This window comes from Flavobacterium esculini, from assembly GCF_048284325.1.
Lineage (GTDB): Bacteria > Bacteroidota > Bacteroidia > Flavobacteriales > Flavobacteriaceae > Flavobacterium.
In genome coordinates this window covers 37,822-63,453 of record NZ_JBLVPI010000021.1, presented here as the reverse complement: position 1 = coordinate 63,453, position 25,632 = coordinate 37,822, and the positions used below count along the sequence as shown (strand labels likewise).

Annotated in this window: 16 protein-coding genes and 1 rRNA gene; 5 read left to right on the top strand and 12 right to left on the bottom strand. The window is 34.2% G+C overall.

Going from position 1 to position 25,632, the window contains the following annotated elements; translation table 11 throughout:
- The first annotated feature begins 2 nt into the window (after positions 1-2).
- A 5S ribosomal RNA gene (gene rrf / locus ACNQGG_RS16000) occupies positions 3-112 on the top strand.
- A 218-nt stretch (positions 113-330) separates the two neighbouring features.
- The gene (pafA, locus tag ACNQGG_RS15995) at positions 331-1,947 is read left to right on the top strand and encodes an alkaline phosphatase PafA (RefSeq protein ID WP_417965638.1); all 1,617 of its coding nucleotides are present in this window, start codon (positions 331-333) and stop codon (positions 1,945-1,947) included.
- A 70-nt stretch (positions 1,948-2,017) separates the two neighbouring features.
- Here the strand turns inward: pafA and lysA are convergent, their stop codons facing one another.
- The 3 genes from lysA to gltB all read right to left on the bottom strand — a co-directional run bounded on the left by lysA (position 2,018) and on the right by gltB (position 9,398).
- Positions 2,018-3,235 (bottom strand): diaminopimelate decarboxylase, encoded by a 1,218-nt coding sequence (lysA, locus tag ACNQGG_RS15990; protein ID WP_416856803.1) that lies wholly within the window; start codon positions 3,233-3,235, stop codon positions 2,018-2,020.
- Between the two features lie 191 nt (positions 3,236-3,426).
- Entirely contained in the window at positions 3,427-4,881 is a 1,455-nt protein-coding gene (locus ACNQGG_RS15985) for a glutamate synthase subunit beta (RefSeq protein ID WP_417965636.1), read from the bottom strand.
- Positions 4,882-4,883: 2 nt separating this feature from the next.
- The gene (gltB, locus tag ACNQGG_RS15980; protein WP_417965634.1) at positions 4,884-9,398 is read right to left on the bottom strand and encodes a glutamate synthase large subunit; all 4,515 of its coding nucleotides are present in this window, start codon (positions 9,396-9,398) and stop codon (positions 4,884-4,886) included.
- Between the two features lie 398 nt (positions 9,399-9,796).
- Between gltB and sucC the strand changes: the two genes are divergently transcribed.
- Both sucC and ACNQGG_RS15970 read left to right on the top strand, forming a co-directional pair.
- The gene (gene sucC / locus ACNQGG_RS15975) at positions 9,797-10,990 is read left to right on the top strand and encodes an ADP-forming succinate--CoA ligase subunit beta (RefSeq protein WP_416855251.1); all 1,194 of its coding nucleotides are present in this window, start codon (positions 9,797-9,799) and stop codon (positions 10,988-10,990) included.
- A 221-nt stretch (positions 10,991-11,211) separates the two neighbouring features.
- The gene (locus ACNQGG_RS15970) at positions 11,212-12,777 is read left to right on the top strand and encodes a protein adenylyltransferase SelO (protein WP_417965632.1); all 1,566 of its coding nucleotides are present in this window, start codon (positions 11,212-11,214) and stop codon (positions 12,775-12,777) included.
- Between the two features lie 111 nt (positions 12,778-12,888).
- On the opposite strand, the gene ACNQGG_RS15965 is transcribed toward ACNQGG_RS15970, so the two are convergent.
- From ACNQGG_RS15965 to ACNQGG_RS15950, 4 genes are read right to left on the bottom strand one after another with little or no spacing between them, the layout of a single operon-like run.
- On the bottom strand, positions 12,889-13,356 hold the full coding sequence (locus tag ACNQGG_RS15965; RefSeq protein ID WP_417965643.1) for a DUF1456 family protein: 468 nt from the start codon (positions 13,354-13,356) through the stop codon (positions 12,889-12,891).
- A gap of 58 nt (positions 13,357-13,414) precedes the next feature.
- The gene (locus ACNQGG_RS15960; protein ID WP_417965630.1) at positions 13,415-14,446 is read right to left on the bottom strand and encodes an aminotransferase class I/II-fold pyridoxal phosphate-dependent enzyme; all 1,032 of its coding nucleotides are present in this window, start codon (positions 14,444-14,446) and stop codon (positions 13,415-13,417) included.
- Positions 14,447-14,452: 6 nt separating this feature from the next.
- Positions 14,453-15,463, bottom strand: a complete 1,011-nt coding sequence (locus ACNQGG_RS15955; protein WP_417965628.1) for a dipeptide epimerase — start codon at positions 15,461-15,463, stop codon at positions 14,453-14,455.
- Positions 15,464-15,508: 45 nt separating this feature from the next.
- Positions 15,509-16,324 (bottom strand): alpha/beta hydrolase, encoded by an 816-nt coding sequence (locus ACNQGG_RS15950; RefSeq protein ID WP_417965626.1) that lies wholly within the window; start codon positions 16,322-16,324, stop codon positions 15,509-15,511.
- Positions 16,325-16,384: 60 nt separating this feature from the next.
- On the opposite strand from ACNQGG_RS15950, the gene ACNQGG_RS15945 reads away from it, so the two are divergent.
- On the top strand, positions 16,385-16,786 hold the full coding sequence (locus tag ACNQGG_RS15945) for an excinuclease ABC subunit B (protein WP_417965625.1): 402 nt from the start codon (positions 16,385-16,387) through the stop codon (positions 16,784-16,786).
- Here the strand turns inward: ACNQGG_RS15945 and uvrB are convergent.
- From uvrB to rlmF, 5 genes are all read right to left on the bottom strand, one after another.
- Positions 16,783-18,774 (bottom strand): excinuclease ABC subunit UvrB, encoded by a 1,992-nt coding sequence (uvrB, locus tag ACNQGG_RS15940; RefSeq protein WP_417965623.1) that lies wholly within the window; start codon positions 18,772-18,774, stop codon positions 16,783-16,785. The genes ACNQGG_RS15945 and uvrB overlap by 4 nt on opposite strands.
- A gap of 125 nt (positions 18,775-18,899) precedes the next feature.
- The gene (locus ACNQGG_RS15935) at positions 18,900-21,917 is read right to left on the bottom strand and encodes a TonB-dependent receptor (RefSeq protein ID WP_417965641.1); all 3,018 of its coding nucleotides are present in this window, start codon (positions 21,915-21,917) and stop codon (positions 18,900-18,902) included.
- A 535-nt stretch (positions 21,918-22,452) separates the two neighbouring features.
- A complete protein-coding gene (locus ACNQGG_RS15930) occupies positions 22,453-23,568 on the bottom strand; it encodes a FecR family protein (protein WP_417965621.1) in 1,116 nt (371 codons plus the stop codon).
- 86 nt (positions 23,569-23,654) lie between these two features.
- Entirely contained in the window at positions 23,655-24,263 is a 609-nt protein-coding gene (locus ACNQGG_RS15925) for an RNA polymerase sigma factor (protein ID WP_417965619.1), read from the bottom strand.
- Between the two features lie 381 nt (positions 24,264-24,644).
- On the bottom strand, positions 24,645-25,598 hold the full coding sequence (rlmF, locus tag ACNQGG_RS15920) for a 23S rRNA (adenine(1618)-N(6))-methyltransferase RlmF (protein ID WP_417965617.1): 954 nt from the start codon (positions 25,596-25,598) through the stop codon (positions 24,645-24,647).
- Between the last annotated feature and the right edge of the window lie 34 nt (positions 25,599-25,632).

Sequence of the window (25,632 nt, the reverse complement as noted above, 5' to 3'; positions counted from 1 at the left end):
CTTAAGGTGGTTATTGCGGCGGGGCTCACCTCTTCCCATCCCGAACAGAGTAGTTAAGCCCGCCTGCGCAGATGGTACTGCAGTTATGTGGGAGAGTATGTCGTCGCCTTTCTTTGATCTGAACTCGTTTCAGGTTCTATTAAATCCTCATCATTAATTTGATGAGGATTTTTTCGTTATAGTCAAATGCAAAACCAGTCAGTTAATTAACCTAAAATGATCCAGACGGATTCGATTTAAGAAATGATTAATTTATCGTACTTACCGTTTTCTTAGGACTTATTTTATAACATTAAATTGTATTTTTGTTGAACTATATAAAAATACAATATGAAAAAAATTATTTTGTTTTTGACATTTATTATGTCTTTAAATATGCAGGCTCAAGATCGACCAAAACTGGTTGTTGGTATTGTTATTGATCAAATGAAGATGGAATATTTATATCGTTTTTCGGATGATTTTTTACCTAATGGTTTTAAAAGATTAATGGGGAATGGATATACTTTCCAAAATATGCATTATAATTACATGCCAACTTATACAGCACCTGGGCATGCTTCTATTTATACCGGTACTACTCCTTCTACTCATGGAATTGTAGGAAATGAATGGTTTAGCAGAAGTCTGGGTAAAGAGATGTATTGTACAGACGATGCATCTGTTAAAACAATTGGAGATGGTACAGTCAAAGAAGGAGAAATGTCTCCAAAGAATTTATTAAGTACAACCATTACTGATGAATTGAAATTAGCAACAAATTTTAAAGGGAAAGTGATTGGCATGAGTTTAAAAGACCGTGGAGCTATTTTGTCTGCCGGACATTTTGCTAATTGGGCTTTTTGGTTTAGTAAAACGGGATCTTTTATTTCTAGTTCTTTCTATGGTTCTGCATTACCGGACTGGGTTACACAATTCAATCAAGAAAAAAGATACATGCCTTATATAACTAAAGGGTGGGATTTATTCAAACCTGCCGGAACTTATAACGAAAGCCTCCCAGATGATAATCCTTATGAGGGAAAATTATACAATAGTACTGCGGCTATATTTCCATATAATTTAAAAGACATGTATGATAAAAATGATGCAGGAGTTATACGTTCTACCCCATTTGGTAATAACCTTTTGGCGGAATTTGCAATCCAAGCAATTGAAAAAGAAGAATTGGGAAAAGATACTATTACCGATTTTTTGACAGTTAGTTTTTCTTCTACTGATTATGTAGGCCATTTACTTGGGCCAAGATCTATCGAACTACAAGATACTTATTTACGTTTAGATCAGACTATAGCTGATTTTTTAGCTAATTTAGACAAAACTGTGGGGAAAGATAATTATTTGCTTTTTCTTACTGCAGATCATGCGGGAGCTGAAAACGTAAATTATCTAAGGGATAATAAGTACAACGTAAGAAGCATCAATCCAAAAGATATTATTAAAGGGTTAAAAGACTTTTCTATCGCTACTTTTGGAGCCGATTTAATTGTGAATTATTCTAATTTCAATCTTTTATTTAATAGAGATATTATTAAGTCTAAAGGACTTGATTTGAGTAAAGTTAAACAGTCTTTTAAAGACTATTTAATGACACAGGAACACGTTAAAAGAGTTTATTCTGAAGAAGAAATACTGGGTTCTACGGGAAATGATTACTATCTTAATTTTATAACAAATGGGTATGATCCAACACAAGATGGAGATCTTGTTATTCTTGATAAAGAGGCTTATATAGAATACCAAGGGACTGGGACCTCACATGGAACCCCGTACAGCTACGATACGCATGTACCAGTTATTTTCTACGGCTGGCATGTTAAAAAGGGAGAATCATTTGCGAAGAAATATATCACACAAATCGCACCTACAATTGCTCAAAAAATTAAAATTCCTTTTCCAAATGGAACGGAAGCTAATGTTTTGGAAGAAGTTTTAGAAAATAAATAAGCTGGAACTATTATGTTTAATGAAAAATCCCATCTCAAGTTTTAAATGAGATGGGATTTTTTAAGTTTATTTAAACAGTAGCAGCTACTGGTAATGGAATTTGATTTTTTAATAAATCTTCAAAGGTTTCATGTGCTCTTATTAAGTGACCTTCGCCTTTCATCCACAATACTTCTGCAGGTTTGTATCTAGAATTATAATTTGATGCCATAGAAAAACAATAGGCTCCTGCATTTCTAAAACATAAAATATCACCTTCTTTTATTTCGGATATTCTTCTATTATTTGCAAAAGTATCCGTTTCACAAATGTATCCCACAACGGAATAAAAACGTTCTTTCCCTTTTGGGTGTGAAATGTTTTCAATATGATGTTGGGAACCATAAAACATCGGTCTTATTAAGTGATTGAAACCACTGTCTATTCCTGCAAAAACGGTTGACGTAGTTTGTTTTACCACATTAACTTTAGCTAAAAAGAAACCAGCTTCACTTACTAGAAATTTTCCAGGTTCGAATATTAAGGTCAATTCCTTACCGTATTCTACACAAAAAGCATTGAATCTTTTCGAAAGTTTCTTTCCTAATTCCTCAATATCGGTTTCAATATCATCTTTTTTGTAGGGTACTTTAAATCCGCTTCCAAAGTCTAGAAATTCAAGATTCTTGAAGTTTTTTGCGGCATCAAATAAGATTTCTGCTGCATATAAAAACACTTCTATATCTAGAATATCGGAACCCGTGTGCATATGAATACCAACAATATTCATTTTTGTGTTTTCAACAATACGAACCAAATGGGGCAATTGGTGAACAGAAATACCAAATTTACTATCAATATGACCAACAGATATATTTGCATTACCTCCTGCCATTACGTGAGGATTTATTCTAATGCATACTGGAACGCTTGGGTATTTTGTACCAAATTGCTCTAATATAGATAAGTTATCGATATTTATTTGAACACCCATAGCAGAAACTTCTTCAATTTCTTCTAAAGAAACTCCGTTTGGGGTATAGAATATTTTTTCAGGCTCATATCCAGCATGTAGTCCCAACAATACCTCTTGAATAGATACAGTGTCTAAACCAGATCCCATTTCTTTGAGTAATTGAAGTATAGCCACATTTGAAAGTGCCTTCATAGCATAATTTATACGCAACTTATCTACTTTTGAAAAAGCTTTTGTTAATCTATTATATTGGGATTGTATTTTTTCTGCATCATAAACATATATCGGGCTACCGAATTGTTCTGCTAATTGTAATAAGTCTTTTCCTTGCATTTTGATTCTATTTTTAGGCAAATTTATTATTCTTTATCAATACAAACAAATAAAAATACAGGTTTTAACAAAATATAACAAAATGTTATTATTGTAACATTTAATATGATTTATTAGTTTTTTGTAACTTTTATAAAATAAAAATCCCTTGATAAATTAATTATCAAGGGATTTTGTACAATTATGTTTTATTATAAACTAGGTAAATCACCGTTACCTTTAGTTGGTAAATTTGTGAAACCCATTAAATAATTGTCTACTTCTCTAGCAGCTTCACGACCTTCAGATATTGCCCAAACAATTAGGGATTGTCCTCTTCTCATGTCACCGGCAGTAAATATATGAGGAACATTCGTTTGATAATTGTTGGCTTTGTAGTTACTTCTAAAATCTACTTCCAAACCTAATTGATCACTTAATGTTTTTTCAGGACCTGTAAATCCAAGTGCCAATAAAGCTAAATCACAAGGCCATATTTTTTCTGATCCTTCTTTTTCTATCAATTCAGGTCTTTGTCCTGGGGTCATTTTCCAAGCTACTTCAACGGTTTTCAATCCTGTTAATTCCCCTTTTTCATTAGAAATGAATTCTTTGGTATTGATTAACCAGTTTCTGTCACAACCTTCTTCATGAGAAGAGGAAGTTTTTAATTGCAAAGGCCAAAAAGGCCAAGGTGTAGTTTCACTTCTTCCAACGGGTGGTTTTGGTAAAATCTCAAAATTAGTAACCGATTTTGCACCGTGTCGGTTTGAAGTTCCAACACAATCCGACCCAGTATCCCCACCACCAATAACGATAACATCTTTACCAGTAGCTTTGATTTGGTCTTGAATTGATTCTCCGTATAATACTTTAGTTTGTTGGGTTAAAAAATCCATTGCTTGAACAACTCCTTTGCTTTCAATTCCTTTTGTAGGTAAGCTTCTTCTTTCAGTTGCACCACCACACAATACGATTGAATCAAAAGAATTTAATTCTTCAATACTAAAATTTACACCAACGTTTACATTTGTTTTAAATACAATTCCTTCAGCTTCTAGAATAGCCACACGTCTGTCGATAATTCCTTTTTCTAATTTAAAATTTGGAATTCCGTAACGTAATAAACCACCAATAGCATTGTCTCTTTCAAAAACCGTAACGGTATGTCCTGCACGATTTAATTGTTGTGCAGCGGCTAAACCTGCAGGACCAGAGCCTATTACAGCTACTGTTTTGCCTGTTCTTGTCGCTGGAATTTGTGGTTTTATCCATCCTTCTGCGAAACCTCTTTCGACAATATTTTTTTCAATATTTTCAATAGCTACTGGTTCACTGATTATACCTAAAACACATGATTTTTCGCATGGAGCAGGACATAATCTTCCTGTGAATTCAGGAAAATTGTTTGTTGATTGTAAAATCTCCAATGCACTTTCCCATTCTTCTTGATGTACCATGTCATTAAAATCAGGAATCAAATTTCCTAATGGACAGGCACTGTGGCAAAAAGGAATTCCACAATCCATACATCTTGAACCTTGTTCTTTAATTTTATCTTTTGCTAACGGAATTGTAAACTCATTATAGTTTGATACACGTTCTACAACAGCTATATTATTTTCGTCAGTTCTATTATATTCTTTAAATCCACCTATCTTACCCATAACTATGCTATTAGTTCTTCTATTTGCTTTTCTTCTGCTAATCTTTTCAATGCTTTTTTATAATCTGTTGGCATCACTTTAATAAAGTGTTTTTGTTGATTTTCCCAATCAGCCAAAATTCTTTTTGCCAATGGACTATTGGTATACATCGAATGATTTTTAATTAAACGTCTCAGTTTAGCTATGTCTTCATCTTCTAATGTTTCAAAAGCTACCATCTCCATATTACATAAAGTATCGTCGAATTTTTTATTTGGATCAAAAACATAAGCAATACCACCACTCATACCTGCGGCAAAATTCCTTCCGGTTTTTCCTAGAACCACTACAGTTCCTCCAGTCATATACTCGCATCCATGATCTCCAATTCCTTCAACAACTGCTGTTGCTCCAGAATTTCTAACACAAAAACGTTCTCCAGCCATACCATTGATATAGGCTTCACCAGTAATTGCTCCGTAAAGTGCAACGTTACCAATGATGATATTTTCTTCGGGTTTGAATGTTGCAGTAGGAGGGACTTTGATAATTAATTTACCACCTGAAAGCCCTTTTCCTAAATAATCATTACAGTTTCCATGAATTTTGAATGACAAACCATTTGTTGCAAAAGCACCAAAACTTTGTCCGGCAGAACCTTCAAAATCAACTAATATCGTGTCTTCAGGTAAACCTTGTGCACCATATATTTTTGAAATTTCATTACTTAGTATTGCACCAACAGAACGATCTGTATTTTTGATATCAAAAGTAACTCTTGTTTTTTCTTTTCTATAAATAGAAGGAATAGCAGCTTTTATGATTTCAAAATCCAGTACATTATCTAAAGCATGATCTTGAGTAGTTGTATTGTGATTTGGGACTACTTTAGCTTTTTCAGGTTTATATAAAATAGTAGACAAATCTAATCCACTAGCTTTGTAATGTTTGATGGCTTTGTTGACATTCAATTTTTGAGACTGTCCCACCATTTCTTTAAGTGTTCTAAAACCTAATTGCGCCATAATTTCTCTTAACTCTTCCGCAATAAAATACATGAAGTTAATGATGTGCTCCGGAGTTCCTTTGAAATTCTTTCTCAATTCAGGATCCTGCGTTGCGATACCAACTGGACAAGTATTCAAGTGACACGCTCTCATCATAATACAACCGGATGCGACTAAAGGTGCTGTTGCAAAACCAAATTCTTCAGCTCCAAGTAACGCAGCAATAGCTACATCACGTCCTGTTTTTAATTGTCCGTCACATTCTAGAACTACACGACTTCTTAAATCATTTAAGATTAAAGTTTGTTGCGCTTCTGCAAGTCCAAGTTCCCAAGGAATACCTGTATGTTGTAATGAAGTTAATGGTGCAGCACCTGTTCCTCCATCGTATCCTGAAATCAAAATCACATCGGCTTTTGCTTTAGCAACACCGGCAGCGATTGTTCCAACACCAACTTCAGAAACTAGCTTAACGTTAATACGAGCTTCACGATTGGCATTTTTTAAATCAAAAATCAATTGAGATAAATCTTCAATGGAATAAATATCGTGATGTGGCGGAGGCGAAATTAATCCAACATATGGTGTTGAATTTCTTACAGCGGCAATCCATGGCACTACTTTTTCTCCGGGTAATTGTCCACCTTCTCCAGGTTTTGCACCTTGAGCCATTTTTATTTGAATCTCTTTGGCACTTGTCAAATAATTGATAGATACACCAAATCTTCCGGAAGCGACTTGTTTAATGGCACTATTTCTAGAATCACCATTTAAGTCTTTTTGGAAACGTTTTGAATCTTCTCCACCTTCTCCAGAATTACTTTTTCCTCCAATTCTATTCATGGCAATGGCCAAGTTTTCATGGGCTTCCTGACTGATAGATCCATAAGACATGGCTCCAGTTTTGAATTTTTTTACAATTTCGGTCCAAGGCTCTACTTCGTCAATAGATATTGGGTCCAAATTATTGAATTCAAATAAACCTCTAATAGTCATTAGGTTTTTACTTTGGTCATTGACCATATCAGAGTATTCCTTATAACTTTCCGGACTGTTTAATCGTACAGCCTGTTGTAATTTAGAAATCGTTGTTGGGTTGAACATGTGTTTTTCACCAGTTCTTCTCCATCTGTAGACACCTCCAATTTCAAGCGGCAATAAATTGGCAACTTTTGAATTTGGGAAAGCTTTTTGATATCTTTTTTTGATTTCTTTTTCTACTTCATTTAACCCAATTCCTTCGATTCTAGAAGGAGTGTAAGGGAAATATTTAGAAGTGAATGTTTTATTTAATCCTAAAATTTCAAAAATTTGTGCCGCTCTATACGAATGTAAAGTAGAGATACCAATTTTGTTCATGATCTTAAGGATTCCTTTTGCAATCGCTTTATTATAATTTTTGATAGCATAATCCGCTTTTATACCAGTAATAAAACCTTGGTTAACTTGGTCATGAATGATTTCATTTACCATATAAGGATTTATTGCACTTGCACCATAACCAAATAATAGTGCAAAATGATGCGGTTCACGTGGTTCAGCAGATTCAATTATGATTCCAAATTTCGAACGAACTTGTAGAATATTTAGTGAATGATGAATATATGAACAAGCCAATAGCATTGGTATTGGAGCCATTTTTTCGCTTACACCCCTGTCAGAAATGATTACGATGTTACATCCTTCTGAAACCGCTTTAAAAGTAGCTTGAACTGCTCTTTCCAAAGCGCGTTCCAATCCATTTACTCCTTTTTCGATATCATATAAAGTAGAAATAGTCACCGATTTGAAATCAGCATGATCGATATTTCTTATTTTATCTAAATCTTCATTCGAAATAACTGGATTTTGAATCTTTAATTTTTTACAATGTTTAGGATCAACATCAAAAATATTATAATCACCACCAATTGCTAAACTGATATCAGTAATAATTTCTTCCCGAATACCATCCAATGGTGGGTTGGTAACCTGGGCAAATAATTGTTTGAAATAGTTGTATAAAAGTTGTGGCTGATCTGATAAAACTGCTAACGGAGTATCATTACCCATAGAACTTAAAGCTTCATTACCTTGAGCTCCCATTGGGTTTATGATTGTTTTTAAATCCTCAATAGTATATCCAAATAGACGTTGTCTTGTTTCAAAGTCAATGTTTTCAGTAGGTATTGGATTATTAGTGTAAGGAATTTGAGCTAATTGTAATAAATTCTCATCTAACCATTTTTTGTATGGACGTTTGGTAACTACTGAGTTTTTGATTTCATCATCTTCAATGATTCTACCTTCGTTCATATCAACCAAAAACATTTTCCCTGGCTCTAAACGACCATGTTGCACTACATCTTCTGGTTTGGTATCAAGAACACCAATTTCTGAAGACATAATTACGAAACCACTTTTTGTAAGTGTATAACGAGAAGGTCTCAAACCATTTCTATCTAATAAGGCACCGATAACGTTACCATCTGTAAACGGAATCGAAGCTGGACCATCCCAAGGTTCCATGATACAAGCATTATATTCGTAAAATGCTTTTTTGTCTTCCGACATGGTCTGGTGTTTTTCCCAAGCTTCAGGAACCACCATCATCATTGCTTCAGGTAAAGAACGTCCGGTCATCAATAACAACTCGACAACCATATCCATAGAAGCTGAATCCGATTTTCCTTCTAGTATGATAGGGAATAATTTTTTCAAATCATCACCAAATACATCACTTTGCATCAATTCTTCACGAGCACGCATTCTGCTAATGTTACCACGAAGTGTATTGATTTCTCCATTATGACACATGTATCTAAATGGTTGTGCTAATTCCCATGAAGGAAACGTATTTGTTGAAAAGCGTTGGTGAACTAAAGCTAATCTGGTAACTAAGTCAGTATCAGATAAATCAGTATAGTAACGACTAATGTCTTCTGGCATCAACAACCCTTTATATATAATGGTAGTTGTTGAAAAACTAGAGAAATAGAACATATGACTTTCTGAAGTTCTAGAATTTATTATAATATGCTCTGCAATTTTTCTTGCAGCAAACATTTTGGCGTTAAATTGTTGTTCCGTAAGGTCCAATCCATTTTTACCAACGAATACTTGTTTTACTGTTGGTTCTTTTTCAGCTGCAATTTGTCCTAAATTAGAAACATCTACAGGAACATCTCTCCATCCTAGAATTTCTAAATTTTGATTGCGAATAGAATCCTCAAAAGTTGTTTTACAAAAAGCTACTTGGTTTATGCTTTTTGGCATAAAAACCATTCCTACTGCATATTGTCTTGCTTCTGGTATTTCAAAATCACATACTTTTTTAAAAAAGATATGAGGGATATCAAATAATATTCCAGCTCCATCTCCAGTTCTTCCATCTGCACTTACAGCTCCACGATGCTCTAGCTTTATTAAGATATCAAGTGCTTTATGAATAATATCATTAGACTTAATTCCATTCAAATTACAAATAAATCCTGCGCCACAATTATCATGTTCAAATTCGGGCAAATAAAGGCCTTGTTCTTTAACTTTCATGCTTAATATTTTTTTTACAAAATTAAAGATTTAGTAACATATAATGAGTGTAAAAGCCAAATTGAATGTATTTTTACAGTAATAGTAGAAAAAGGTACGATAAATCACAATAATTGTATTTAAATACAGTTCAATTGATTTTTCTATAAAAAGAAAACAGATTAAAAGGACTTATGTCAATTATTTTGAGAGAATTATTTTACTGATGATTTTTGTTTTAGAATTATAACAAAATGTTTGTTATTTTTTATATTTTTTGCATCGACCAATGATTAGCCAGAAATATACAAATTTAGGCGCTACATTTAATAAAAAAAAATAGCAGTTAAGTTTAATTTTGCTATTTTTGTGCCACTTTTATTCTGAAATAAATTCAGAATCCAGACAAATTCTATATTATGAACATACACGAATATCAAGGAAAAGAGATTTTAGCTAGCTACGGAGTTCGCATTCAACGCGGAATCGTTGCTAATAGTCCAGTAGAAGCCGTTGCTGCTGCAAAACAATTAACTACCGAAACCGGTACAAGTTGGTACGTAGTAAAAGCCCAAGTTCATGCAGGTGGACGTGGAAAAGGTGGTGGAGTTAAGCTTGCCAAAAATTTACAACAAGTAGAAGAAATTGCAGAACAAATCATCGGAATGCAATTAATAACGCCTCAAACTTCTGCCGAAGGTAAAAAAGTACATAAAGTTTTAATCGCTGAAGATGTTTATTATCCTGGCGAAAGTGAAACTTCTGAGTTTTATGTTTCTGTTTTATTAAATAGAGCTACAGGTCGTAACATGATTATGTATTCTACTGAAGGTGGAATGGATATTGAAGAAGTTGCGGAACACACTCCACATTTAATTTTTACCGAAGAAGTTGATCCTTCTGTTGGATTACAAGGTTTTCAAGCAAGAAGAATTGCTTTTAACTTAGGTCTTTCAGGTAATGCTTTTAAAGAAATGGTAAAATTCATCGATTCTTTATACAATGCATATATTGGTTCTGATGCTTCGATGTTTGAAATCAACCCGGTTTTGAAAACATCTGACAATAAAATCATGGCTGTAGATGCTAAAGTAAATATCGATGATAATGCTTTATACAGACAAAAGAAATATGCTGATATGCGTGACGTTCGTGAGGAAAACCCAATCGAAGTTGAAGCAAAAGAAGTAGGTTTAAACTATGTTGATCTTGACGGTACAGTAGGATGTATGGTGAACGGAGCTGGTTTAGCTATGGCAACTATGGATTTAATTAAATATGCTGGTTTTGAGCCTGCTAACTTCCTTGACGTAGGTGGAACTGCTGATGCAAAACGTGTTGAAACTGCTTTCCGTATTATCTTAAAAGATCAAAACGTAAAAGCAATTTTGATTAATATTTTTGGGGGAATTGTTCGTTGTGACCGTGTGGCGCAAGGAGTTGTTGATGCTTACAAAAATATGGGTGATGCAATTAAAGTACCAATCATTGTTCGTTTACAAGGTACAAATGCAGCTATTGCAAAAGAATTAATTGATAATTCAGGAATGCCAATTTTATCTGCTGTTGAATTTCAAGAAGCAGCTGACCAAGTAAAAGCGGCACTTTCTTAATTAGAAAATTGTTATATATTTTTAAAAAATCCTGAGTGAAAGCTCAGGATTTTTTTATACAGTATACTTTACGGATGATGCTATAAATGGAATTTTAATATTATAAGCGAAACGATTTTAGTTATAAATTAAAATTATCAAAAGAGTTCTATTTAATGTAGGGTATCGAATATCTTTACATTATAATACCTACTGATTTTTATTTAATTCTTTTTAAAGATATGAAACTTCATTTGCAAAATAGTTTTATAAGCGAGTTGCCTGCTGATCCAAGTGAAAGCAATACGCCGAGACAGGTCCAGCAAGCTTGTTATTCGTTTGTACTACCTAAAAAACCTTCAAATCCTTCACTAATTCATGCTTCAACTGAAGTAGCAAATGCTATTGGTCTTTCTCAAGAAGATATACTTTCAACTGATTTTTTTAATATTTTTTCAGGAAGCACCGTTTATCCGGGCACGAAACCGTATGCTTTGAGTTATGCCGGACATCAATTTGGGAATTGGGCCGGGCAATTAGGTGACGGTCGTGCCATCAATTTAACCGAAGTTGTTCATAACAATGAAACATATACTTTGCAGTTAAAAGGAGCAGGGCCTACACCGTATTCCCGAGCAGCGGATGGTTTTGCAGTTTTACGGTCATCTATACGAGAGTATTTATGTGCAGAAGCGATGCATTATTTGGGTGCTCCAACAACACGTTCACTTTCACTAATGCTTTCTGGCGATCAAGTACTGCGGGATGTATTGTATAATGGAAATCCTGCCTATGAAAAAGGAGCAATTGTTTGCAGAGTGGCACCATCTTTTATCCGGTTTGGTAGCTTTGAATTGTTTTCTTCTCGAAAAGATTATGTTAATCTCAAATTATTAGCTGATTTCACCATTAAACATCATTTTCCTCATATTCAAGGGGATGGTGTTGGGAAATATCTGGACTTTTTTCATGAAGTTACCCAAACTACATTGAATATGATTGTGCATTGGCAACGCGTTGGTTTTGTTCATGGTGTTATGAATACCGATAATATGTCCATTCACGGCATTACCATCGATTATGGACCTTATGGTTGGTTAGAAGATTATAACTCGAATTGGACTCCCAATACAACCGATAGGCAGCATAAAAGATACCGTTTTGGCAATCAGCCTGAAATTGCGCTGTGGAATTTGTATCAATTGGCCAATGCTTTGTATCCTTTGATTCAGGATGCTAAACCTCTTGAAACTATTTTGGATGCTTTTAGTACGGATTACGAAAAGGAGTATTTGAATATGATGCAAAATAAACTAGGTTTCCAAATCAAAAAAGAAGAGGATGCTTTTTTAATTGAGAACCTGATTCAACTACTTGAACGTGCAGAAACGGATATGACCATTTTCTTTAGAAACCTGAGTAATGTCACTAAAGCAGATAATGCTACAACAGCTTTCAATACCATAAAAGACGCCTTTTATAATGAAAAGGATTTGAATGAAACGATCTTGAAAGAGTGGCACGATTGGTTTGAGAAATACAGTATTCGAATCAATGAAGAAACACTTTCGGATTCTGAAAGAAAAGGTCAAATGAATAACGTAAATCCAAAATACGTATTGCGAAATTACATAGCACAATTGTGTATTGATGACGCAGATAAGGGAGATTATTCGTTGTTAAATGAACTATTTGAAATGCTTAAAAATCCCTACGATGAACAACCGGATTTTCAGAAATGGTTTGCCAAAAGACCGGATTGGGCCAGAGATAAAGTAGGGTGCTCTATGTTAAGCTGTAGTTCTTAAAGTATTTTTTTGATAGAATATTATATATACTAAAAATCCTGAACTCTCGTTCAGGATTTTCTTGATTTATAGATTTATCGTAGAGAGGCACTGCAGTGCCTCTCTACATATTTACGATTTTTTATTCTTTCCGAAATTAAATTTCACTTTCTCCACTATTTGAACTTTTGGAGCTCCTTTTGAAAATTGTTTTTTGAACGGTTTCTTGGCAGCAGGTTTCGATTTTGAAGGACTTTCGTCACCTCTTGATTTTTCTTCGTCTCTTGGCTTTGCTTTAAATTCAGCTCTTTCAGAAGCTCCTTCTTTTACAGGAATTTGAGCTTTGTGTTTGGCTAAAACATCATTTGGGTTTTTTGGATTTTCTTTCGTTCCACGCAAGTGAATTACTAAAGCATTTAGGAAATTGCGCAACACTTGGTCGCCACATTCCATATAATTCTCATGTTTTTCATCACGGAAAAAAGCACCCAATTCTGATTTAGTGATTCTAAAATCTACTAATTCTAATATTTCAACTATTTGATCGTCACGCAACATTAAAGCTACGCGAAGTTTTTTAAAGATATCGTTGTTTGTCATCATATTCTAATTTTTTACAAAGGTACGGTTAAAAAGCAATTGCACCACAATTTTAGATTTAGAATTGGTTTTGGTTCAGAATGTGAATTATTTTATCCAAATCTTCTTTTTTGTGATTGGCAGTAATTACAATTCTATTTAAATCCTTAGTGTCAGTCGGGTATTTAAAATTGGTTACTATAATTTTATTCGCAGTGAAAATTTTATTTATTCCTTCGATTTCAGGATAAATTAAGGGATAATCTGGATCAAAACGAACTGCTTTATTTTTAATCAAATGAGCTTCTATATATTTTAAATTGTCTTTTAATTTTTGATGCTGTTGCAAATAGATTACTGACGCATCAGCCATAGTTTGTACAAATGCCGCATTCATTCCGGCACTGGAAACAAAAGTATCGTGAGCTGCCATCTGATTAATAAATTCAGAATCGCTGGCAATTACGCCTCCCGTCAATCCGAACGCTTTTCCCAAAGACGCTATCATGATTTTTCTTTTAATATTTGGAAGATTAATATTCGAAAAAATCCCACAACCATTCGTCCCTAAAATTCCAAGCGAATGGGATTCGTCTACAACCAAAGTAATTTCTTTATTGGGAGGAATTAAATTTAGAATAGAAAGATCAATTGGTTCTACATGAAAAGAAGGAACCACATCAGTTAGAATCGTAATTTTTTCGGTTGCGTTATCCAGCAAACGAGGATTTAATCCATTTCCAATAAAAAAAGGAAGACTATTTCCCGCTTTGATGGCAGTATGTGTATCAGGAAAATGAAAAAAGCAATCGGTTTGAGGAGTTAATTCCTCTATTACTAATTTCCCCGCCAACATGCCGGATGAAACGGTAAGAGCTGCGTCTGCTTTGATGTAATTAGCTAAAAAACGCTCTCCATTTTCATAAGCTGTCAGTTGAATGTTGGCGCTTCTGGAACTTCCGTAAGCCGTTCCCCATTGTAAAATATTTTTGATGAGCAGCTTTTGGAATTTAGGATGCGTTGGTAAACCCAAATAGGCCGTTCCGCCAAAATACAAATAGTCTTCATTGTTTATTTCTATTATTCGATCTGGAAATTGGTTGACTTTCATTTAGAACTACATTAAAGTTACACCCGTACCATTTAAGTCGGAATAGCTTATTTTTCCAAAATCTATGGTTACACCAGTTGCAATATCTTCCGCCAAAAGCAATGCGCCGTCCATATCGACATAATCCAATTGAGGCAATAAATGCGCAATCGCCGATATCCCTACAGTAGATTCGGTCATGCAACCCACCATCGTTTTCAACCCTAATTTCTTGGCTTCCTCAATCATTCGTCTTCCGGGAGTTAATCCGCCACATTTTACTAATTTGACATTTACGCCATGAAAATGATGGTGACATTTGGCCACATCTTCTTCTATGATGCAACTTTCGTCCGCAATTATAGGTAAAACCGAATGTTTAAAAACTTCCTTGTGTCCTTCCCAATTGTCCGCTTTCATGGGTTGTTCCAAGAATTCTACGCCTAGTTTTTTTAGTTCAACGGCATTATTTATGGTTTCTTCTACTCCCCAACCACAATTAGCGTCAATTCTAAAAATGGCATTAGTATGTTTTCGAAGTTCAGTTACAATGGCAATATCTTCTTTGGTTCCCAATTTGATTTTATAAATCGGCCACGGCAATTCCTTCATTTTAGCAACCATTTTTTCGATGGGTGCAATTCCAATGGTGTAATCGGTTAATGGATTTTTATCGATGGAATAATTCCATAACTCGTATAATTTCTTTCCTTTTTTACGAGCATACAAATCAGTATATGCCATATCCAAAGCGCACAAAGCAAACATATCGTCTTTTAAATAAGAATGAATTTTTGCCCAAAATTCTTGGGGTGTTTCATTTGCTGTAGTTTCAATTACAGAGCGGATTTTTTCTAAATCCTGCATCATCATTGGAACGGTTATCTTATAATATGGATTAGATGTCGCTTCGCCAAAACCTGAAAATCCTTCACTTTTTAATATTACAATCAAGGAAGGCTGGAAGTCAATCGATTCTCTTGAAATCGTAAACGTATGTTTTAATTTAAGGTTGTATTCTCTTAAGATTAGTTCCATTTGAATCTGATTTAGTACTTAAAATTAATGTATTTATTTTTTAAATTAATAACCGAGCCATAAAACTGCTTTGACAAAACCATCGCGCCATAACATTTCATTGTGTTGTCCTCCTTTTACTATTTTCTTTTCATTCAAATTTAAGCAATAACATCTTTTAGTATTTATCAAATATTCCATTTTATTGAGGTCGCTAATCATAGAATCATCATCACCTTCTTTATCTCCACAAAGGAAATAATATTTCGTTTTTTGCTTTTTATTTTTTTCTTCTAATTCGAAAATTTCCTTGCGATTAATCCATAAAGCGGGCGAAAAAATACCTGCTTTACCAAACACTTCAGGATATTTTAAAGTAGCGTAAAAGGAAGTCAAACCACCCAAAGAACTTCCCATGATAGTGGTGTTTTTTTTCTCAGATTTTGTTCTGTAAGTTTTATCAATTTTTGGTTTCAACGTTTTTACAATGAATTCTAAATAATCAGTTGCTTTTCCGCCACCATATTTTTCATTTTTATAAGGCGTTAATTCCTCTAAACGTTTGTCATTTCCGTGTTCGATTCCTATGACAATGACTTGTGCATTGAGACTGTCCATTTTTTCATCAACATTCCATTCACCAGAATAGGAAGTTTTAGCATCAAATAGATTTTGGGCATCATGCATGTATATCACGGAGTATTTCTTTTTTGAAATTAGGTAATTTTTAGGTAGATATACCCAGATTTTCTTTGACGTTTTAAGTTGCGGTGCCTCAATAGTAAAGGTAGAAACTTGTTTTGATGCGGTGCTTTGTTGAGCAAAACTTTTTACTGCCGCAAAAAGCAGTATAGTAAGAATTAACTTAAGCGGTTGAATCATTACTGATATTTTGTGTTTTTATTTAAAAAAATTAATATTTTAGCTAAAAATAATAATTTCATGGATACTTACGAGGAAAAAAGAAGCTTACTTTTAGAGATGATTGCTTTTTCTACTGTTGACGGACAATTGCATAAGAGAGAATACGATTTTTTGTTTATTGTTGCCAATGAATTAAACTTAGTAAAAGGAGGATTCAATGATTTGTTTCATCAGGAATTACCCCAATTACCCATTAAATCAGATTTTCAACGCATTCAACAATTTTATAGATTAGCTTTATTGATGCATTGCGATGGAATTTTGCATAAAAAAGAAACTATCGCTATCCAACAAATAGCAATTGACATGGGACTCAATCCAGAGGCAACAAAACGCATTCTTAAGTTAATGAAGGAAGCTCCAAATGCAATTATTGACGGCGAAGTTTTATTGAATATTTTTCAGGAAGAACAGAATTAAGTTAATTGTCCTTGCAACGCTTTTATTTCATCACGTAATTTTGCAGCTTGCATAAAGTCCAATTCCTTTGCCGCTTTTTCCATGTTTTTTCGTTTTTCACGAATGCGTTTTTCTATTTCTGTTTTTGATAAATATTCAATAACTGGTTCGGCTGCGGATGAAAGAGTATACCCTAATTCATAATCTGCCAAAGGATTTTTGGTAAAGGCGCTCTCGATTTTTTTATTTAAGGCTTGAGGAACCAAATTATTTGCAGTATTGTGATTAATTTGTTTTGTTCTGCGATAATTGGTTTCGTCAATGGTTTTTTGCATGCTTGCCGTAATTTTATCAGCGTACATAATTGCTTTTCCATTCAGGTTTCGTGCTGCACGACCTATTGTTTGCGTTAGCGAACGATGGCTTCGCAAAAAACCTTCTTTATCTGCATCTAAAATTGCCACTAGAGAAACTTCGGGTAAATCCAAGCCTTCACGAAGTAAATTCACGCCAATTAACACATCAAAAATTCCTTTTCGCAAATCTTGCATGATTTCTATGCGTTCTAAAGTATCTACTTCTGAGTGAATATAACGGCAACGAATATTGACTTTGGTTAAATATTTGGCCAATTCTTCCGCCATTCTTTTGGTTAAAGTCGTCACTAAAACCCGTTCGTCAATTTCTGCTCGAACCTGAATTTCTTCAATTAAATCATCAATCTGATTTAAACTTGGTCGAATTTCAATAATTGGATCCAATAATCCTGTTGGACGAATTACCTGCTCGACAACGACACCTTCAGTTTTTTGCAATTCATAATCGGCTGGTGTTGCCGAAACGTAAATAACCTGATTTTGCATTGCCTCAAATTCCTCGAATTTCAGCGGACGATTGTCCATCGCAGCCGGAAGTCGGAAACCATATTCCACTAAATTTTCCTTTCGGCTTCTGTCCCCGCCATACATGGCGCTAACTTGAGAAAGTGTCACGTGACTTTCGTCAACCACCATTAAGTAGTCTTTCGGGAAATAATCCAATAAACAAAAAGGTCTTGTTCCTGGTAAACGACCGTCCAGATAACGGGAATAATTTTCGATTCCGGAACAATAACCGAGTTCGCGAATCATCTCCAAATCAAAATTGGTGCGTTCTTCCAATCGTTTTGCTTCGAGAGGTTTTCCTATTTCCTTGAAATAATCGACTTGTTTGACCAAATCTTGTTGAATTTCCCAAATTGCACCTTGCAAAACATCTGGTGAAGTCACAAACATATTGGCTGGATAAATCGTCAGTTTATCAAATTTTTCAATGACTTTAGAATTCTTTGTGTCGAAACTTTCGATTTCCTCGATTTCATCACCAAAGAAATGAACTCGATACGCCTCATCCGCATAACTGGGATAAACATCCACTGTATCTCCTTTTATTCTGAAACTTCCGGGGTTAAAATCGGCTTCAGTTCTAGAATATAAACTTTGTACCAGTTGATGCAATAATTTGGTTCGGGAGATGATTTGTCCTTTCTCAATCGGAATTAAGTTTTTCTGAAATTCTATTGGATTTCCAATACCGTATAAACACGAAACCGATGCCACTACTAAAATATCTCTTCTTCCGGAAAGCAACGAAGCGGTTGTTGACATTCGCATTTTTTCCAGTTCTTCATTGATGGATAAATCCTTCTCAATGAAAACACCGGTTACGGGCATGAATGCTTCAGGCTGGTAATAATCGTAATAAGAAACGAAATATTCCACGGCATTATTCGGGAAAAATTGTTTGAATTCTGAGTACAATTGCGCTGCCAAGGTTTTGTTGTGTGCCAAAACTAATGTTGGTCTTTGTACTTCCTGAATCACATTGGCCACCGTAAATGTTTTTCCAGATCCGGTAACTCCCAATAAAGTTTGGAATTTTTCACCATCAATAATCCCTTGTGTCAATTTTTCAATCGCTTGGGGTTGGTCGCCTTTGGGCTGGTAATCGGATACTACTTGGAAATTCATTTAAAACAAGGGACAAAGGTTAAGAGAAACAAAGGTACAAAGTTTGGGTTCTTTTTTTACTAAAGTTTAAGCCAAAAAAAGCCATCAACAAAAGTTGATGGCTTTCCATGATGTAAAATGTTTTTCTAGAAGCTGAAGCTTAATCTGGCAAAAACAAAACGACCGTTTTGACCAAATTGAGATGTGTTTCTTGAATATACAAATTGATTTGCATTAGACAAATCGATTGAATTGTTTGAAGATGTAGTTGTTGAATAAATAACTGCTCCATTAGCATCAACTCCAGAAGCTCTTTTTGCAATTGTTTGAGGTCCTAAATTGTAAGTTGGATAAATATCAAAAATGTTATTAGCTCCTACAACAATTTTTGTTGCACTTGTAATTTTAAATCCTATAGACAAATCGGTAATGATTTTCGCTGCCCATACTGGGTGTTCGTTTTCAACTGCTTGATTATTTACAACAATAGCATTGATAGTCCCGTCATTATTTGCGTCAGCAATGTTTGGGTCAGTTACTTTACCAAAATAAACGTTTCTCAAGAAGAAATCGAATTTTTTGTAAGAAAGTGAGTTCGTTAAATTAGCTTTAACTCTTGGCACTGCTTCTTGAAGATAAATTCTTGAGGATTCAGAATAGTATTTGTTGATCTGACCTGCTGCTTCTAGTATTGGAGATGCATGGATGTCGCCTACTTTTTGGGTTTTAGAAATGGTACCAGATAAATCCGTTTTTAAAGATACCCCTTCACCAAAACTTGTTTTATGGCTAATTACAACATCAATTCCTTTTGATTCCGTGTCAATTGCATTCGCAAAGAAAGTTGCTGCAGTTGCTCCAGCGGCATCAAAGTAAGGTTTTGTAACAGCATTAGAAGTAAATTGATCGGTAAGAACTACTCTGTCATCAATTTTCACAACATAGGCATCAGCAGTTAAAGTAATATTAGCAGCTGGTATTTTTGCTGTAAATCCAATACTGGCACTTTTAGATTCTTCTTGTTTTAATGTTGGAATCCCCAAAGCCTTTGCTACTGGAGAGTCATTACTGAATGTACCAACTTCAAATGGCACACCACCTACGAATTGTGTAGCAGTTGAGTTAAAATAGATTTGGTGTAACGATGGTGCTCTAAATCCAGTTGAAACAGCACCACGTAAATTGATGTTATCTGTTAATTTATAACGAGATGCAACTTTGAAATTAGTTGTATTTCCAAAATCAGAATAATTCTCAAAACGAACCGCTCCATTAACTAACCATTTGTCAGTAAGATCTAATTCTAAATCGGTATAAACAGCTACACTGTTACGATCTTTGTCAATTGCATTTGCCGGTCTGAAACCAGGAAATACTTGTGAGCCATTTGGTCTTGCTGAACCAAAAAAGTCTGTAACTTTAATGTTTGCAGGAGTTGTTGCTGTAACTACACCTCCGTTGATATCATATAAATTATATGATTCTGGCTGACCTGCTGTGATAGCGAAATTTTCATGACGGTATTCCGCACCAAAAGCAACGTTCAGTCCTTTTAGTACATCAAATTTTCTGTTCATGTCAAAGTTAGTTGTGTTTTGGGCGAAAGCCAAACCACCAGCATCAAATTCAGTTGGAGAATTTTCTCTTAAAGAAGCATTTACTGTATTTTCAACTCCATAATCAAAAGCATTTCTTCCAAAAGTATTACTCAAGTCAAAATTCCAATTTTCGAATATAATACCTCTAAGACCAGCGGCAACAGAGGCGTCGTTGATTGTAGAATGTATTTCAGGTAAAAAACCGTTTGGATACAGACCTGTGTATGATCTGGCTTGATTAGGTCTTCTGTAAAAACCGGCTGCTTCTCCAGTTCTATAACTGGTTCCGCCAAAAGCATATACTTCCAATTTATCATTGATTGGATAAGCAGCGTTCAAAAAGAATTGAGCACTTTTCAAAGAAGATTGTCCCACTCTCATGTTGAAATCTTTTCTTTCAAGACTTCTATACGCTAATTCTCCTGCAGTAGCATCAAAGTTTAAGGCGCTTTGCATTTGAGAAATAGTAGCAGCACCAGTTATAGCAGTTTGTTGTGCCGTTGTAAAATAACCTACTTGTGGAGCATACTGTTTTATTGTGGTAAGTATTTGTGTCGTATTTGGAGTATTATTTATGTTTCCAAAAAGAGCATTAATATTTGTTCCGGCTTCGGCGGCTCTTTGTTCAACTGCATTATAGGCATTGAATAAATTACCCGTCACATCTTTTGCTCTGCTTGTAGCATCTCTAAGTTGAAAACTGGCCGTTGCATTAATAAAGCTTTTCTCTTTACCAAGACCAGTTCCGTAGTTTAAGTCTAATTGGTAATTACCACCATCAATGCCACCATCATGGTCGTTAGCACCTTTTGAAAGATTTCCTCCTCCAAAAAGGGCAACATCTAATTTGTTGGTGTTTTTCTTTACATTAATATTGATTACACCTGCAATAGCATCAGAACCATATTGTGCAGAAGCTCCGTCTCTTAATACTTCAATTTTTTCGATAGCAAAAGCAGGAATAGCATTTAAATCCGTTCCTACAGATCCTCTTCCAGGTGAACCATTAATATTTACTAAAGATGAAGTATGTCTTCTTTTTCCGTTTACCAATACCAATACTTGATCTGGTCCTAAACCTCTTAATTGTGCAGGGTCAATATGATCCGTTCCATCAGCTACAGTCGTAGTATTCGATGTAAATGATGGTGCAACCATGTTCAAGATTTGATTTAAGTTGACTTGAGGTCCTTGTGAAGCAATCTCTTTCATGCTGATTACATCAATTGGCACAGCAGATTCTGTTACTGTTCTGGTAGGGTTACGTGAACCTATCACAACAACATCTTGAAGTGTTTCACCGCTTCCTGTTAAAGTAACATTTACAATGTTTCCAGTTACAGTTACCGATTTAGTTTCTAATCCCACATAAGAAAATTGTAAAACATCTCCCATTTGAGCAGTAATGGTATAATTTCCATCTGCATCAGTTGTAGTTCCTTTTGTAGTTCCTTTTACAAGAACTGTTACACCGGGTAAAGGTTGTCCTCCATCATCAACTACACGACCTTTAATAATTTCAGCTGCTATATTTTCATTTAGTGTTGACATAGGGTCTCCATTCATACCCACTTTTTGGATACCTTCCTTTTGTAAAACAATTTGATTGCTTACTTCAGTATAATTAATTTTAAGTGGTTTTAAAATGCGCGTCAGCACACTTGATAATGCTTCATTATTAGCATAAACACTCACTTTTTGATTCAATTGTGACATTCTCGAATTGTACGAAAATTTCACATTTGCCAATTTTTCAAGTTTAGTTAACGCAGTATCTAAGTTCAAATCGGTTAGGGTAACAGTTACCTTTGTATCCAATTTTTTTTGTCCTCTGATAGTATTCGCTGTAGTGACACTTGAAAAAACAAGGGCTAAAACAAATTGAAATAAGGTTATTTTCATGATTCGAAAGAGTAATCTTTGTTTAAGGATAGTTTTTTTCATAATTTTGGTTTGTGTTTGTTAATATTCTTTTGTTTGGTTATTGAGAACGCAACAATTACTCTTTACAGAGAAGTAATTGATTTAATTCAAGGCGTCGGGAATGTTACAGCATTTTCGGCGCTTTTTTTTAGTGTTTTAATTCATAGGCTAAATAATGTTAATTGCATCCATCTGATATAATAATTATTTGGTTTCCATTCATTTCATAACTGCTGTTATTTCCAAGACTTTTACAGATAATTTTGAGTTTTTCTGGTAAAGGTTGGTCTCCCAAAGACGTGGTAAGATAACAGTCTTTTAGTTTTTCCTGAGAAAAATCAATTTTTACCAAATAAGCTTGCTCAATAGTTTTGAAAATTTGTGCAACTGGGATATCTGTAAATTCAAATCCCAATTGTTCGATAGTACTTGTGGAATGACTTAATGATTCATCTTGCGTTATATCGGTAATTTTATTAAAACTTAAGTTTTTTCGGACGAATCGTAAGGCTTGATTGGGTAATAATACAATCAATTCGTTTTTTGCGTTTGTAATTGATTGGTTTGATATTATCTTAACTTTACCGGTACGAACTACAACCTCTATATTTGGCTGATTAGCGTATGCTTTTATTTTAAAACTGGTTCCAACTACTTTAGTGACAATTTCATTTGCAAAGACAAAAAATGGCCTCTGAGGATTTTTACTAATTTCAAAAAAACCTTCACCAGATAAGTAAACCTTTCTTTCATTGCCAACAAATATTTTTGGATAACTCAACTTGCTATTAGGTTGTAATAATACGGAACTACCATCTGATAATGTTATTATTTGGGGTTTGTCGGAATTATTTGTTTGCTCAACCAGACCCTCGTCATTTTCATTGATCAATTCATTATAGGTAAGTGTCGAATTTTTAGTGCCGAAATGTTGGTTATAAAACCAGCCCGATAAAAGACCTATAACTAAAATGGCAGCTACTCTTTTAAACCATTGGTTTCTCCAAAGTTTTAGAATTGGCTGAGCTAATGCGTTTTTATTTTCTTCTTTTGTTTCAATTTTCATCCAAGTAGCTTCTAATGCATTTTGAACGGCCTCCGAAGATAAGTCACTATCAGGAGTTTTCATTGCTAACAGCCATAAACGGGCTTCTTCTACCAATTTAGCACGACTGGAGTTTTCTAAAGTCCATTCTTCCCAGTCTTGTTGGTCGTCTTTGAAACACACCCATAGATGGAATGATTCATCGGCTAAAAAGTCTTCTATTTCAGTATAATTGTTACGGTGTTGCATCAAAAAAAAGGTTACAATTATATAGAGGACAGTTTTTTTACTGGATACTCATTAAATCCTATTTTTTTTTGATTTTTTTTTTAAACCTAAAAAGCAGTTGAAAATAGTAATAAAATAAGGGAAATACTTCCTTTCCAATCTTTGCGCAGACACAATAAAGCACGATGTAAAAGATTGTTTGCGGATTGATAATTAATATCAAGCGTATGTGCTATTTGGTCTACAGTAAGTTCCTGGTTGTAGCGGAGATACAAGGCTTCTTTTTGGCGAGAAGGCAAATTATTAATTAATTGATTGAGGCGAGAGACTTTGTCAGCAGTTATTTCATCGGCAATGAGATGATATTCTATAGAAAAATCAAATAAAAATTTAATGGAATCTATAGAAGTACTTACGCGGAAAATACGATCACGTTCTTGCAATCTAGTAATGCGTTTACGAACACTGGATAATAAGTATGCTTTTACTACCACTGAATCATTTAGTTTATTTCTATAAACCCAAATATCTGTAAAAACATCTTGTACGCAATCCTGGACTTTTTCAGGAAAAGGAATAAATGAATTTCCATAACGAACTAAATGGGAATAATGCTTTTTAAAAAGTATTGAAAAAGCTTTTTCATCCCCTTTTTTTAGATTGCTCCAAAGTATGGAGTCATCTTGTGTTTCGGTATATAGTAGTTGCCTTTTCACAATTTAGTTGGATTAGTTCATTTTTTTTAATGTTTCTCTATTTAAAAATGAATGATTTTTTTGCTAATGTTTTGATGAATCGTAAAAAAAAATATCTTTTTGATTATTTAAGATTTTCGTAGCAAACTTACGTAAAACTATGTTAAAATTTATTTTTAAGCATAAAAATATAAAGAAATTCGATTTATAGTGAATATTTATATTATTTTTTTTGAAAACAATTTTTTTAGAACTTTAATTATTGATTTAATAATAGAAGCTTTTATTTATGGTTCATTATAAATAAATATTTTTTGTGGGTATCAAAAAACTACATGCCAATAAGTAAAGAGTATTATCGTCTAAAATGATTTAAAAGTATTTATAAGTGTTTTTTTAATTCTAAAATTTCCAAGCTTTTTGTTGTGCGTCGCTCAAAAATGTCCACGCTAAAATGCGGCTTGTTTTTTGGCCTTGAGCCATGTCAATTGTTTTTACTTCTACAGCACTAACTTTGTTTAAGGTTTTATAAAGACTGGAAAGATTTTCTTTTTTGGAAACCAAAGTTGTGAACCATAAACATTGCATAGGGTATTTTGCACTTTCGTAAATCATTTGGGTTACGAAACCTAATTCACCGCCTTCGCACCATAATTCAGTATTTTGACCACCAAAATTCAATACCGGATTTTTAGTTCTGGTATTTTCTAAATTATTGATTTTTCTTATGGAAGATTTTGTGGCTTCTTCTTTTGAATTATGAAAGGGAGGATTACAAATGGTAAAAGTAAATTTATCCTCGGGTGTAATTATGTTTTTAAAAATAAACCGACTTTCAGTTTGTAATTGCAGGCTTATGGCATCCATAAGATTTGGATTGTCTTGGATTATTTTTTTGCAATTTTGGATTGCTTTTTCATCAATATCAGTTCCTACAAAGCTCCATCCGTAAGTCGAATTTCCTATTATTGGATAAATACAATTGGCACCAATACCAATGTCTAGACCTTGAACCGTTTCACCTTCCGGGATGATTCCGTTGTTGCTGGACGCTAATAAATCAGCTATATAATGAATGTAATCAGCCCTTCCGGGTATGGGTGGGCAAAGGTAGTTTTTAGGAATGTCCCAATCCTGAATGTCGTAATGAGTTATCAGTAAGGCTTTGTTTAGCGATTTTACCGCTTCGGGATTGCTGAAATCAATAGTTTCTATTTGGTGTTCATTGACAGCGACAAAATGCTGCAATTCAGGATAATTTTTGATTAATTGTTCAAAATCATACCCAAATCTATCCAGATTTCTAGGATGCAAATTGGTTTTTTCGGTAATCGTTTTTGGTTTTATTTTTTCCATTTCGGCGCAAAGATAGTCAATCTCTTTCTGTCAA